The organism is Paraglaciecola sp. 20A4 (assembly GCF_011378905.1).
Taxonomy (GTDB): domain Bacteria; phylum Pseudomonadota; class Gammaproteobacteria; order Enterobacterales; family Alteromonadaceae; genus Paraglaciecola.
The window spans coordinates 195,365-210,421 of record NZ_WTPY01000006.1 but is presented as its reverse complement, the minus strand read 5'-3'; the positions used below and the strand labels follow the sequence as shown (position 1 = coordinate 210,421).

The window sequence follows — 15,057 nt, the reverse complement described above, 5'->3', positions numbered from 1 at the left end:
CGTGCAACACGCTATTATAGGATTCACTCAAGACGATGAATTACATTGGGTAGCAAAATTAGCTTGCGGTCATCATCAGCATGTACGCCACAATCCCCCATGGACGAACAGACCTTGGGTCGTCACACCACAAGGTCGCCAACGCCATCTTAACGTCAAACTTGAATGTAAAAAGTGTGATGAAGGCGCACCAGTGGACTTTATAGTGCCTATCTAATCCTTCATACTTAAAGCGCCTAGCGGTGCAGAAAAGCAAATAGCAAGGAAAGGAAAAGGCTGACCGACAGTTTCGTTTCCCAAATAGAGGAAAAGTGGGATTTATCGCTATTTAGTCATAAAACCATCTTTAAAAGATGGCCATTTGGTCACTATTGTATCGACTACGGTTGCCCCTACTAAGACAATATTTTCCACTGTTTCAGTAAAACCTCCCGCCGTTTCGCCAGGCGCAGGATCAAGGTGTGCCAAGGTATTTTCGTTGGGATTACCTTGGTCGAAGTTAACCGCCCCGCGCAAACTCAGTATTCTATCAATACCTACAGTACGGGATAATACCTGTGCTATCGCCACACCTTCCATTTCAGCAATCATATAGTCATCAGCCCCATATAGCTGACTAATATACTGGGCTTCAGCCGACAATCCTGGACCATGAAAGAATGTATCTCCGGCGATATGCGTACCAACCGTTACCGCTGGCTTGCGACGCGCTTGAGCCTGAGGGTATCGCATGCGATAAGCTTGCGCATCTGGTGAATCTATTAATTGCACATTCCGGGTCAACGCCACAGCCCAATTTACCAGAGCACCGTTAAGTTGATAACGACGGATGTCTTCATAGCCTTGTCTTGGCATAAAAACCGGCTCACCCGATTTGCCTTCATCTGGCATCCAGCGATGCCCAAGATCATAGTCAATTAACCAACTTCCCCAATTCACATCACCAATCGTTCCTTTTGATGGTGGCGTACCACCCACACCACTAATAACAAAATAACTGTGTGTAAAGTCGAATTGGCTATTCAAAACTATAGCCTGCATAGACGAAGAAGATGCAACTTTGCCCATTCCTAAAACGGAACCACAAACACCATCTTGATTACAAAAAACTGGCCCTAACGCGCCTTTAACCATAAGCGGTTCACTGTTGGTAAAGTAGCGCTCAAACCAATGCTGAAACTCACCTGCTTTATCCCCTTGATTCGCACCAATTTCAAACATGCCCGCGATAAATACCTTAACGGGTATAGGCTTTATTTCTGCACTACAAACTAGCCCACTTAACAACAAACTCAAGGCCATAAATACATACTTCAACTGACTACTCCTAAAATTAATTAATCGGGTCTTATTAAGGGTCCCGCGTTTGCTAATTGGATATGACAAAGCAAAAAACGCACCTTAAAAAATTAAAACATAATATTTTAAAATCAATTGCTTAACTAAAAATAAAACGCTATTTCATATTACCACGCACCACAATGACGCACTAACGCACTAAATTGTATTGTTATATTGTTAGCGCTTAGCTAACGTACCATGACTATTCAAGTTAAGGATGCCTGTATGTTAACAATACAAAATACTGGCCTTGTTATTGTAGATATACAAGGTAATTTGGCGCATATGGTTCACCAAAGCGATATGTTAATTCGCAACTCACTGGCCATGATAAAAGGGGCGAAAGCGTTAAATCTACCCATAATTTATCTAGAACAAGCACCGCAAAAATTAGGCTCAACTATTGCGGAACTCGCCGATGAGTTAACCCCTTATAACGCGATAATTAAACATACATTTAACGCTTGTGACGCTACAGAATTCCCATTGGCTTTAAAAACAGCAAAAAGAGACCACTGGCTGATATGTGGTATCGAAGCTCACATTTGTGTTTATCAAAGCGTAATGGGGATGATGAACTTAGGTTATACCGTCGACGTTGTTTGTGATGCAATTTCAGCTAGAAAGGCAGAAAACAAAACTCTCGCCATTAATAAATTGAGCGCTAATGGTGCATCAATTACCAGTGTAGAAATGGTTTTGTACGAACTGATAGGTGATAGCCGTTCACCAGCCTTTAAAGCCATTTTACCGTTAATAAAATAGCTATGAGCCACTCTTGTTGCTCACGTTGCCCTGCTAAATAACTCCCTTAACATAGGCTTTTACCTGCTCAATCACAGCTTGTAGGCCATTACCCCGTGACTGACTAACATGTCGGCCTAAACCCAACTCATCTAAATAAGCGTGCAAATCAAACAGTTCAATCTGCTTAATCGTTAAATGGGCTAGTGGCTCAAAAATAATAGCCAATAATCCCCTTACGATTTTACTGGGTGAGTAAGCGGATAACGCTAAATAATTACCTTGTTTATCACACTTAAGCCAAACCTGACTTTCACAACCCATCACTTCGTATTGACCGATATAGTCATCACTTGGCAGTTTGTTTAATTGCTTACCTGCTAGCATGATTTGGCGATATGTTTCATCCCAACTACTTGCTTGCTGAATACTCAATGCAAGAGGCATTGCCCCGATATCAATAGGGCTCTTCTTGTCCTTGATTTCACTATCGGCTATTGGCACATTTTCGTTAATAAGCGTGAGAGATGGTTTTGAAGCCGTATGTTCGAATATGCGATCACAATGAATATGTGGACGAAGCGTATGCACAATCCCTTCAAGCACTTGCAAAAAATGCTGCACTTCATCTAATGTGTTGTAGCAGCTTAAAGATACCCGTACCGTACCGTCTATGCCTAAAGCCTGCATCAACGGCATGGCACAGTGATGACCGACTCGCACGGCAATATTATGTTCGTTGAGCAACAGACCCATGTCCTGATTATTCACCTCAGCAATGCTAAACGATTGAACGCAAATACTATTGTTTAAATCTCCCCACAAACGCATGCCGTTAATCTTCTTAAGACCATCAACAAGGGCGCCGTACAATGCATGTTCAACCGCATAGATAACTGGCTGATAAGTGCGCACAAAAGAAATTGCCGCGCCTAAACCTAGCACCCCAGCGATATTCGGTGTACCGGCCTCAAACTTAAATGGCAGGCCTTGAAAGGTTGTACCGGAAAAGCTAACTTTATCTATCATCTCTCCGCCAGTTTGATATGGCGGCAAGCCTTCTAACAGAACTTGACGGCCATACAACACACCAACTCCCGTTGGGCCAAAAATTTTATGCCCGCTGAAAACATAAAAATCGCATGCCAAAGCCTGCACGTCGACAGGTAAATGCGCAATCGCTTGCGCGCCGTCAATCAACGTAAGCGCACCATACTTTTTTGCCAGCGTGATGATATGGGCAACAGGATTAATATTACCCAGTGCATTGGACACATGACCTATGGCAACTAGTGCTGTTTTATTGGTGATAAGACCTTTGGCTTTATCGAGTTGCAATACGCCGTCTTCGTCCACGGGGATCACGCGAATGCGCAACCCTAGCTCTATAGCAATTTGTTGCCAAGGCACAATATTGGCGTGGTGTTCCAGTGCTGTAAGTACAATTTCATCTCCCGCTGAAATATGCCCCTTAGCTAAGACCGACGCTACTAAGTTAATACTTTCTGTGGTGCCTTTGGTCCAAATAATTTCCTTTTCACTGGCAGCATGGATAAAAGTGGCCACTTCTTTGCGCGCCTGCTCGAACGACTCTGTTGTTGCCGCAGAAACTCTGTGACTAGCGCGGTGAACATTGGCATTTTGCTGCGTATAAAATTGGTTGATTGTATCGATCACTGATTGAGGTTTTTGCGTCGTCGCTCCGCTGTCAAAATATACCCAAGGCAATTCGACTTTTTGTAGATCAAATATGGGAAATTGTTGGCGCAGAAATGACTCGGACATAACACTCTCAAAGGAAGAAATAGCAGGTGCGGATTGTTGTTAAAATCAACGCCTTAATCAAGTAAATTTGCAAATATGTAACCCTAGGCATTTGACTGAAACTCAGTGGGTTGATTTATTTGCGCGATAACGAGTGGCGCACACATGCCACTATAGGGACATTAATATTTCGATTAGCCGAATAATTTTAGCATTTGATAATTGGCGGTAATCAAAATACGGGCACACGACAAGACGATAGGCTGTGTCATAGGCAAATTCATTATCAAGCCACACTAAATTGATATGCGCTGCGGTACCACTTTTAGGCCCTGAGTTTGACAACAACGACTTAGCGTATGTGCGTCCCATAATAATATGATAGGTAGCATTAGCGACTAATTGCCCCTCATTAGGTAAATCAAGTTGATTACGAAATATAGGAGGAGTAAAAAGCAACGAAGTTTGACTCTCTGCTTGCAGCAAAAAATTATCCCGATACGTTTGCCAATTATGGCATTGAGCACCAGGTAACTCCCTAGCTAATTTAGGATCTGCGCTTCGCCAAGCAAATATCAGTTTGGCATACACGTTAAAAACCTTTCGCCATCCGTTGCCACAATGCCGATTGAGCGCTTCAATATCTCCGTCATTTAGCTCCTTTAGCATATTGAGGGTGGCAAAATCTTGATAATTTGGCCGATTAGCAATGTACACATTAATACGGGCATTGTGCTCACCTAAACCCGCATTGAATACCATAGCGCGTGACACAATTACTCGGGTTGCAGTTCCTCATCTATACACTCTAGCATTTCTTGTGCTTCAAGCATGATCCCCTCTTCATCTTCACTCAAAGGGAAAACCAACACCAAAGTGTTATTTTTTTGCATACCCGGTAACCATAATTGATGCCATTCAGTAAAATCAATTTGCTTAGGCTTACAATCTGGAAAATCATTTTTTACCCATGCCTCGGCAAATTCAGCGTAAGGCCATACAGGAATACAGGCATCATCTTCGGCTTTAAGCATTAACCAACCATTATCACCAAAAAGCCCCCATAAATGTCGGGTCTCTATCATATGGCTGATCGCATAATCAAAACGCTCCTCGGGCAACAATTTACTAAGGGCAATAAAGTCTTCCGCTGAAATATCCGTCATATTTAATTCCTGAAATAGTGAGTGTGTAAATAGTTTCTTGCGCTAACGAACACGTTATACCAGTGCGATCTGCACATCAACTTTGTGCGAATTTTAATCAAAAACTTGATTATAACCGGTTATAGGATGTTATTTAACAACATCTGGAAAAGGTAATAAATCAACGTCAGCAAAATCGGTGGCGAAGAGTACACCATCCACCCAAAAAACGCCAAAAAGACATGTGTTTTTTGCTGTTGATTAACTTGCTTTAAACCGCAGGATTGAGCACGTATTTAGATAACAGCAAGATAGAATGAGGATTGGATAATAATCATTTCTATCAAATACACTCCCCCCTCGGACACGCTAAAGGCAAAGCTAGATAAATTAAGCGTGCGCATTATTATAATGAAACCTCAATACGCTTACTGATGCATAGTTACCTAAAAGAATAAAATGGGCGTCTTAGTCATATGACAACTATTGCTAATAATCAGAGCGACTAACTTATCAAGCGTTTTGCTAAGCCGCTGCCTCGCTTACAACGCCGTGAAATACTGACCGATAAAGCCTGTTCATCGCTGTACAAAGTAAAAGACTTCTTAGCGCGGGTTAGACCAGTGTATAGCAACTCTCGGCTAAGCAAACGTGCCTGTGAGCGCGTTTCCACACGCGGTAGACACAGATAAACGTGATCAAATTCAGAGCCCTGACTTTTATGAATGGTCATCGCATATACCGTTTCATGAGGTGGTAAGCGGCTAGGTAGCACACCGCGAAGCGTCCCTTGCTCTGTTACAAACCAAACTTTCACTAAGCCTTCTTTTTGAATATCAGGCATTACAATGCCTATATCACCATTAAACAAGCCCAAACTGTGATCATTTTGCTTGAGCATAATAGGTCTACCAATATAAAAGTCACGCTCAAGCTCAATCAACCCACGCTTGTTTAACTCAGACTCAATCAAAGCATTGATTTGATATACACCCCAGTTTGCTTCTTTTTGTGCACATAACACCTGCTGTTGTTGCAATAAAGCGAATACGTCTGTGCCTTTAGTTTCTAGCTCACCGTCAAAACACACTTGTTGAACGCGCTTAAAATAGCCTTGATAACCAGCGAGTAAAGTGTCCACCAGTGCCGTTGGCTCATCACTGATATTCCACGTTACATCTGGATAGCTTGTATCCGCAAACAAGGTTTTCGAAATTGGTAACTTGCCGGTATTAATGGCTCTAGCCAAACGACCTATACCGCTGTTTTCACTAAATCGATAACTCTTGTGTAACAGGGCAAGGCTATCACTGATTTTTGCCTTATTTACCCGGCAGCTGTGAAGCTCAATCTGACAGAGATTTTTAATCACCTCTAGAGCGTCGTTGCTATACGGCGGCGGCTGATTATAAATCGAAGGTGCATCATCCAGCGCGGCTGAGCAAATATCTGATAACACACTGCCAGCCTCAACTGATGCGAGCTGGTCTTTGTCTCCGAGTAAAATAATTTTTGCTCGCTCCGGCAGCGCCCCGAACAATTTACTCATCAATGGCAAATCGACCATTGAGGCTTCATCGACTATCAGTACATCTACATGCAGCGGGTGTTGTTCATTGAAACGAAAATATGGACTGTTGGGAATACTGCCTAATAAGCGATGTATGGTGCTGCACTGATTAGGCAAATCGGCCTGCAAAGTCTCGGGTAAATCTGACATAGCAGCGCTAATGGATTGACTCAAGCGCGCAGCGGCTTTACCCGTCGGGGCGGCTAACTTAATCTGCAAACGCTTCCCTTCGTGTCTTGCTAACCCTTGGAGCAATGCCATAAGACGAATAACAGTCGTGGTTTTTCCTGTACCCGGTCCACCTGTTATCACACTGACATTTTGGCTCGCAGCTAAACATACAGCCACTCTCTGCCAATCAATCTCTGCACCATTAGAACCGACAGTATCAAGCTCACTGGCATAAGTCGTCGACGTTAGTGGGCCAAATAACTGGTTTAATAACGTTCGACCCACGTCAATGTTTAGCATAGACGAGCGACCGCTCATACTATTAATCTTAGCGGCTAAGCGCATCTCATATCGCCAATAACGCTGCATATACAATTCGTCGCCCTCAAGTATCAAAGGCTTGTTAACTCGCACATCTGGCTGGTCACCAGCAAAATTGACCACACAAGTCGATAAAGACAATGTATGGATAAGCTCCTCAGGCGAACCAAAGCGATAGTAAGGTAAGAAAGGCTGATAATAACTATCTAGCGTTAAACAACTATCTTGTTCACCTAATCGGCTACTTAAATACGCAGCTAACAAGCCAACAATATGGATACCCGCACTATCAATGACTGAATCGTTATGCTCATGCAGCATAATAAACTCGGCAAATGCAGCATCTAAAGGACGTATGCGACCCACGCTAAGCAAGTCGTGCAAGATAGTTTCAGTGGTAGGTAATTTAGGCGGCGTATTTTGCGTTGCCAACGCATCTACGCTTTCTACTGCACCGACATTACTTTTTCCGCTTAACGCTACCATAAATCTAGTTGTCCTTGTTCCATGGGATCATCTCTATCTGAGCCGCTATTGTGATGATTTACATCAGTCACTTTTTCGTCCCCCATTTTTACGCTATCAGATGCTCTGCTCTCACTGTCATCACGCTCACCATATCGACCACTGAACAATGCATCAAGATCTTCTATAAGCGCTTGAGAGGGCTTAATATAGAACACCCCATTGCCCGGATTGTCACTGTGCATGCCCCTTAAAAAAGTATAATAAGCGCCGCCCATATCGCGAGTAAAGTCATAATCAGGCCATTTATTTTTCAACCAGCGATGCAGCGCTAACGTATATAAAATAGCTTGCAGGTAGTAATCATGCTCTTGCATGGCATTGGCCATTGCTTCACCGTTGTAATCTGAATATTCGCCACCTAAATAATTAGATTTATAATCCAGTACATAAAACTTACCTTCATATTGAATAATTAAGTCGATAAAACCTTTCAACATGCCGTTAAGTTGCTCAAACTGGTAATGATGTTTTCGTTCATGAATGTGCTGATTCAATATGTGATTAAATGTCTTGGCTTGTACATCAACCAGAGGCAAATGGAATTCCATTTCAACCAGTATTTGTTGTTTATTTAAAACCGCTAGGCACAATGCATTGCCAGTTTGCGTTGTTAATTTAGCCTGTAACACGTCACGTATCCATTGTTCAACTACGCTAAACCATTTTTCATCGATCCCGTACCAGATCCCTTTTTGGGTAATCACCGTGGATAGGTCAACAGGATCAGTAAAATCAATCGACTCCAACACCCCGTGTAAAAATGAACCCGCTTGGGCGCCTTTAACGAACGTAAATTGATCCAGCACTTCCTGCTCATCTATATTCTCAATGGCCCTATCTACCTCGTCAGCATCCACTAGGTATGTTTGAGCATCAGATAACATGTCACTGTCATCAACACTTGCCGAGGTAGAGAGGCTAGTTGTCGTTTGAGACAGAGACTCGTTTTGTGAAGACACGTCAGTGCTTAACGCAGGGGTTAAAGCATCTGATACCGATTGAGAGACAATAGTTTGCTTAGCAATAGCGCTCGTTAAATCAATTTTATCCGAGCCCTCATCAAGCCCAGGAGACAAAAACTCATGATGCTGCTGACTGCTGATAGCAGAATAACTGGTCAGTCGCCAACGCCGCGTAATCGAGCGAGATAAATGAGCGGCCTTTAACCTTGGTAACATACCTGTTTGGCTGTTTTTTGCGTTTTGTGTTTGTAGAACACTTTTGAAGTCATTTGCTGCTTGCTCTGCGTTCGCGCTATTAAAAGCGTGATATCCCACATCTATATCATGGCTTAAATCATTTAAACGTTTGGCAATAATGGTATCGTTTATCTGCGTGCCTTGATTGAACAATACACGCCCAAGAGCCGTTTGCATCAACTGAGACTCTTTCTTACGTTGGGGATGTGCGTTATTCCACAGGCCAACAAAGCAGTAATGAACTGCACGCGTTAGCGCCACATACAACAGCCGAATGTCTTCCGCTAAACGTTCATGATCTGCTAAAGCGAGATTGACGTCCGCACCTAAAAAGTCAATAACAAGGCCCTCTTTATCACTATGATAGATTGCCTCTTTCATCTCACGGCAACGCGTCGCGAAAGGAATAAATACCAGCGGGTATTCCAACCCTTTACTGGTATGCTGGGTAATAATTTGGACTAAATCCTGCTCCGTTTCCAAGCGAATTTGCTGACCTTCATTATCATTATCTGGTTCGGCTAAATGCTCTTGGAACCAGTGTAAAATCTGACTTTCACCAGACATTAACTGACTTTGCACTTGCAATAATTCTATTAAATGCCGTAAATCCGTTAAACGCCGTTGTCCATCTCGATACTGTGCGACCAATCGCTGGGCAATATCAAAATGACGCAGCAAGATATTGAGCGCCATCATCAAGCCATGTCGCTGCCAAAGTTGATGCCAGTATGCGAATTGCTCGACCAACTTCTGCCAATGCCATTCTTCACTAAACAATTGATCAAGCGCTTGGGCGTCATAACAAAACAATTCACTGCTAATGGCCGCGCGCAAGTACCTATCATTGCTGGGGTTAGCGAGTGCCTGCACAATAGAAAATAAGTCTATGGCCGTTTGACTGGCAAAAACACTTTTGCGCGCCAAAAACATGCTATCCACACCCAATTCAGCTAAGGCTTGCTTGATCGTGTTTGCTTCGTTGCGGTCCCTAACCAGCACACAACAATCTCCAGCCATCAATGAACGATCAGATATTTTTGCCTCGCCTTGAGTTCCTTGTTGAATAAAGCTAGCGATACGCCATGCACACTGTTTAGCCATAGCAACTTGTGCTTCTCCCCATGCTAGCGGATTACCATTTTCACTGGTTAAATGCTGAAAATCCAAACTGCGCTGAATGTGCCCCATAATTTGCAAACCAGATTTTTGGGTAACGCTGTTGACCGCTTGAAACGGAATACTGTCTTTGAATAAAAAGCCAGCTTCACTTTGGCTAAAAAGCGTATTAACCCCTTCAACCAATCTCGGTTGAGAACGCCAATTGGTGCCTAAAGTGAATTGATGAGATTCATCAATCAACGCTTTGGCAGTAATATAAGTATGAATATCAGCGCCGCGAAAGGCATAAATAGCTTGTTTAGGATCGCCGATGGCTACCCAACAAGGGGTTATCTCAGAAAACTGCTGTGTATAAATAATTCTAAAAATATCGAACTGAACCGGATCGGTATCTTGAAACTCATCAATAAGCGCCGCGGGATAACTAAGTTGAATGGCTTTCGCTAATGACTGCTCAGACCCGGAGATATTTATGCCATCAGTATCATTAGGTTGAGCTTCTTGAGAGTCGATTTGGCTGTTGTTTTGTTGTTCAATAAGAGCTTGGTGCAGGTTACTGAGTAAGTCGTCCGGCGACAATAACTGCAAACGTTGCTTATTAGTCGCTAAGTTCGCTGCAATATGCTCTAACGCATCCACACTGTAAGCGAGTAAAAGCGCTTCATGGCACTGTTGTTGAAAGCGCGCTAACATTTCGAAACGAGAAAAATCTAAATGTTCTAAACTCTTTGATGTTTTCTTCATTGCCCCAATGACTTTTTCAGGACTAAAGGCTTGCCACAGATCTTTATCAAAATCGGCTTGGGTACTATCGCTCTTACAAAAAGCCTGCATTTTTGCAATAAAGTCTGCTTTACCCAATTTGGTATTTGCTTTGAGATCGGCGTCGATAATTTGCTGAGCAACATTGTTGTCCAGCCACCAACGCTTAGTGTCATGAACCGATTCAATATAACGCATAACACTTTTGTGGCTGGTTACAATATCGACTTTTTTAAGTGGAGTAATATGACGATATAACAAAGACCGCAGGTTGGACTGCAGCGCGGACGGGCCTCGCCATATATTCAACAGTTCTTTGAGTATCTGAGCCGGGATATCCACGATATGACCCCGCCAATAATCCTCTACCGCCAACTTTAACCACTGGGATTCATCAAGCACCAGACTTTGTTCATACATAGCGCCACTTTCAAATGCGTGCAAGCTCAACATGCGCTGACAAAAACCGTGGATTGTAAATACCGAGGCATCATCCATTTGCTTTATCGCCAACAACAGCCGGTGACTATCAAGTTCGATATTGGTGCTGCGCTCAATTAGATGCTGAGTGAATTCATCATTACTTTGGCCCGCATAAAAATCTAAATAAGCGCTGTGCAAACGTTGTCGAATACGTTGTTTTAGCTCGGCTGTCGCGGCGTTGGTAAACGTTACAACTAAAATTTCATCTACACTTAGCGGCTGGCATTCATCGCCTAACAACAAACGTAAATACAAGTTAACAATGGTGTAGGTTTTACCCGTTCCAGCGCTTGCTTCGATTAATGATGCGCCGACCAAAGGAAAGGTTTTGGTATCTAAAGGGATCATGACTTACCCCCTACGCTTTCAAACAAAGGGCCAAGCAAGGCATGACTAACTTCGCCAAAGGCATCAAAATGCTCAGTTAAATCTGGGCACACCCGGCGAATATGCGGCTCATCCCCCTCACCTTTTGCAAAAAAACTGCCATAAAATGCATTCTGCGCTTTTAGTAGTGCCTTTTTCTCATCACTACCACTTAACCATTCGTACGCAGTTTTAGGGTAGAAATGCAGTACCTGCTGCAGTCCAATACGCCAATAACGTATAAAATGGGCAAGTTGCATTTTCGCTTCATTCTCGCCTATAGCGCCGATGTTAAATGGTTCTTTGTCGTCAATACCGATAAAATATGCCCGCTTATCAACCGCCACGTTACCGCTGGCACACAAGGCTAACCACGTTAGCCATAACTGAGTAATGTTATTACCTTTAACTTTCCCCGGACGCCAGAAAACTAAATTACCATTATATAAATTATCCACCCAACCCGTTATTTGTATCGCCTGATTGAGTCCGCTGTCTTGCCCAATTTGGGCAGCACTTTTATCATCGCGGTCCTGCCCATCCTGTAGCATATAGTTAAGCGCAAAGTTAATTTCTGCCCGCTTCGGAGGTACCTGTTCTAGCGAGCCGCCTATGACGGTGGCAATGGTGTCAATTAAGGCTTGTGATTGTTTACGTATGGGTTGTAGGCTGATATCTGCGATATTGCCTGTTGGCAATTTTCCCTCTGCCCGCAGACGCACCGTCCAATCATCTTGCTGTGTGGTAACAAAACGTTCGTTTAACATATATCGTGACAAAGCATCGAGCTCAAAAGGTTCATCGTCACTTTGCACATCATAAATACGGGTTAGCCGGGTCTGCCAGCGCTGGGTAAAAAATGCTTTCGCCGGATTACTGAAAAACAACAAGAGCTCATCCAGCTCAACGTCTGTGACTTGCGCTAAGTCTGGCAAAGGTGATAATGAATTAGGGCAAAAGTCTACTGGCTTGTCGCTAACAATATGCCCATCGACAAGTTGCTGCGCCAACGGTAACCAGTGCGTTTGAAAACTGCGCTGCACAGGCGGCGTTCCAGTTTTATTCATGCTTAACTGCCCATTGCCCTCATTAAAATATATAGGGTTAAAAGGCTGCAGTGCATGAACGTGATAAATATGTTGATACAGGTTTAGAGCACACGCTTGCGGCGTAACTGTCTCGTCACCCGCTAAACAAAATGTTTGCTCCGTGTATTCCAGTAATTCACTAAGCAATATCGATGGGCTACGTGCTGAATTATCCTTGGCGCTAAACCCTTGAAAACTCAAATAGAGGCGCTTACGAGCTGACAATATCGCCTCTAAAAATAGGTATCTATCATCCAATCTACGTGAACGGTCTCCCCGTCGGCCCTTGCCAATACGCATTAAATCGAATCCTACAGGTACGACTTGACGTGGGTAGTCACCATCGTTTAGGCCTAATAGACACACAACGTTAAATGGCACGCTACGCATGGGCATAAGGGTGCAAAAATTCACATACCCTGCCAAAAACCGCTGCCCAACGCCTTTACTCGACAGGTTTTTTTCAAGCTCAGCAAAAAAAATATCGTGCACAATTTCACCGTCATATTGGCATTGGTGCATACTCATTTGCTCGATAGATTGGCGTAGTTGTAAAAGGTATGGCTGGTCGTCATCATCAGGCAGATAAATATTCTCAATCAATTCAAGCGCTTCAGTTATTTTACCTTTAAGGCTATCTTTGCATTGGCAAAACGCTAATGCTTTACCCAACTCACGACTGAACATATAAAACTTACCTAAGGCGATAACATGTTGCCCTTCTATATGTTCGTATGGAGCAATTTGCTGAGATGAATCATCGAACATACCTTGTCCATCCATGGCATAACCGGCCAACAATCGCTGCAGACCGAACAGCCAAGTATTTTGTGCTTCGTTAGGCAATGCCCAACGCGATTTGTCGCCACCGTCCCAGCCCCATCGCACACCGGCGTCAGCCAGCCACACACTGAGCAAATCAAATTCGTCAGGCGTAATAGCAAATTTACGTTGAATTGCCGGCACTTCGCACAAAGACAGGACATCAGATAAGCTGATACGGCTCTGGTGCAGAGACATTAATTGAACAAAGCTATTGAGTAAGGGGGATTCTTGCTGAGCATTGCGATCAGAAATCGCATAAGGGATGCTGAGGGCTCTTTCTGAGCCACCAAACACCCCATCGATAATAGGCGCGTAATTAGCGACATCAGGCATCATTACAATCACATCCCCTGGGTGCAGTTCGGGATCTTGCTCAAAAAGGTGCAATAACTGATCATGCAGTATTTCAAGCTCACGTACCGCAGAATGACAAGCATGCACTTGAAGTGACGTATCGTGATGCTCAATCGCTATTTTTGGATACAACGAACCGTTTGTCAGCAATTCTTGGGCCGGCAAGGGTTCGCTAGCGCCCCGATGGGTTAATGCTAAAACCTCATGTTGAATATGCCCGAGCAAACTCTCAGGCTCCTGTTCGATAAAGGCCTCATGCTGTTCTACATCCAAGCCTAAAATCATATCTTGATAGTCTCGGCCCTGCTTACCCCAAGACGCCAGTAATGGATTACCCACCAGCAAGTAATCGTCCACACCATGGATGCCACCATCTGATTCGTCATTGGCTTGCTTTAATAGGTTGTGCAGTTTAGCCTGCAATACTTGCTTATTATCCACAATATCGCCCCAATAATGGGCACTTGGATTAAACCAAAAGATGATAACGTCACGACTTTTTGCCAACGCTGCGAAAATTTCCAACTGCTGAACTGGCATTGCAGATAAACCAAAGACAAACAGCGGCTTTGGCTCGGGTTTTTGGCTACTGGCGTTTTCCAACTCACTGAGCAAACGTTGATGCAGATTGGCCCGATGATAAGGTGATTCATTAAGCTCTTTAACAAAGTCGACCAAGGAGCGCCACAAAACAGGTTGCCAAGGTTGTGATGCAACATCGGTATCCGGTAAAGTATTTTCACCTTTCTCCCAGCTTAAAATCCATTCAGGCCGATAAACTAAGTATTGATCATAGATATCAGCGATTTTTTGGCACAACTGGTATAACTTAAGAGGCTGATTTTCATTTAAATATTGCGCGATACTAGCGAATTCGTCCTTGTCGCTCATAGCCGGTAAAATGCGCATGAGCTTCCATGTCATATTGTCTTTAGTAAAAGCGGATTGTTCGGGCAAATCGTTTACGTAACCTTTGTACAACTGCCATATGTAACTCGAAGGTAGAGGGAAATCGATATTCGCGGCGATACCCAGTGCTTGACCTATCTCTATTTTCAACCACTGAGCCATTCCAGGGCTTTGAACCAATACTACATCCGGTGAAAATACGTTCGTCATCGTACTTTTACTCTCGCCAAGCCAACCAATAAGGTAGGCTGCAAGACTTTCCATTTTATTAGATTGAACCAGATGCAACATAGGGAACTTCACTTGGGAAATTGATGCCCAAGTGTAGCAAAAATACTGTTTATAAAACCACTATTGTTTGGTCG

General features: G+C 43.5%; 9 protein-coding genes. 2 read left to right on the top strand and 7 right to left on the bottom strand.

The features are described from left to right. Nucleotide 1: 1 nt before the first annotated feature. Nucleotides 2-217, top strand: coding sequence for a DUF3565 domain-containing protein (locus GQS54_RS09195; protein ID WP_166423691.1), 216 nt, complete (start codon nucleotides 2-4; stop codon nucleotides 215-217). Between the two features lie 107 nt (nucleotides 218-324). Here the strand turns inward: GQS54_RS09195 and GQS54_RS09190 are convergent, their stop codons facing one another. After that, nucleotides 325-1,302: a purine nucleoside permease gene (locus GQS54_RS09190; RefSeq protein WP_166423746.1), complete on the bottom strand. Its 978-nt coding sequence runs from the start codon at nucleotides 1,300-1,302 to the stop codon at nucleotides 325-327. Between the two features lie 264 nt (nucleotides 1,303-1,566). On the opposite strand from GQS54_RS09190, the gene GQS54_RS09185 reads away from it, so the two are divergent. Further along, on the top strand, nucleotides 1,567-2,106 hold the full coding sequence (locus tag GQS54_RS09185) for an isochorismatase family protein (RefSeq protein WP_166423690.1): 540 nt from the start codon (nucleotides 1,567-1,569) through the stop codon (nucleotides 2,104-2,106). Nucleotides 2,107-2,139: 33 nt separating this feature from the next. On the opposite strand, the gene GQS54_RS09180 is transcribed toward GQS54_RS09185, so the two are convergent. The 6 genes from GQS54_RS09180 to recC form a co-directional block, all read right to left on the bottom strand. Continuing rightward, nucleotides 2,140-3,870, bottom strand: a complete 1,731-nt coding sequence (locus tag GQS54_RS09180; RefSeq protein ID WP_166423689.1) for a SufS family cysteine desulfurase — start codon at nucleotides 3,868-3,870, stop codon at nucleotides 2,140-2,142. A gap of 150 nt (nucleotides 3,871-4,020) precedes the next feature. Beyond that, complete coding sequence (locus GQS54_RS09175; RefSeq protein ID WP_166423688.1) at nucleotides 4,021-4,623, bottom strand: hypothetical protein; 603 nt, start codon at nucleotides 4,621-4,623, stop codon at nucleotides 4,021-4,023. A gap of 2 nt (nucleotides 4,624-4,625) precedes the next feature. Next, the gene (locus tag GQS54_RS09170) at nucleotides 4,626-5,015 is read right to left on the bottom strand and encodes a DUF2750 domain-containing protein (protein ID WP_166423687.1); all 390 of its coding nucleotides are present in this window, start codon (nucleotides 5,013-5,015) and stop codon (nucleotides 4,626-4,628) included. Between the two features lie 484 nt (nucleotides 5,016-5,499). Further along, nucleotides 5,500-7,542: an exodeoxyribonuclease V subunit alpha gene (gene recD, locus GQS54_RS09165; RefSeq protein ID WP_166423686.1), complete on the bottom strand. Its 2,043-nt coding sequence runs from the start codon at nucleotides 7,540-7,542 to the stop codon at nucleotides 5,500-5,502. Continuing rightward, on the bottom strand, nucleotides 7,536-11,498 hold the full coding sequence (locus tag GQS54_RS09160) for a UvrD-helicase domain-containing protein (protein ID WP_166423685.1): 3,963 nt from the start codon (nucleotides 11,496-11,498) through the stop codon (nucleotides 7,536-7,538). Before GQS54_RS09160 ends, recD begins: the two co-directional genes overlap by 7 nt. Then, a complete protein-coding gene (gene recC / locus GQS54_RS09155) occupies nucleotides 11,495-14,983 on the bottom strand; it encodes an exodeoxyribonuclease V subunit gamma (protein ID WP_166423684.1) in 3,489 nt (1,162 codons plus the stop codon). The genes GQS54_RS09160 and recC overlap by 4 nt, the downstream gene beginning before the upstream one ends. Nucleotides 14,984-15,057 lie beyond the last annotated feature (74 nt).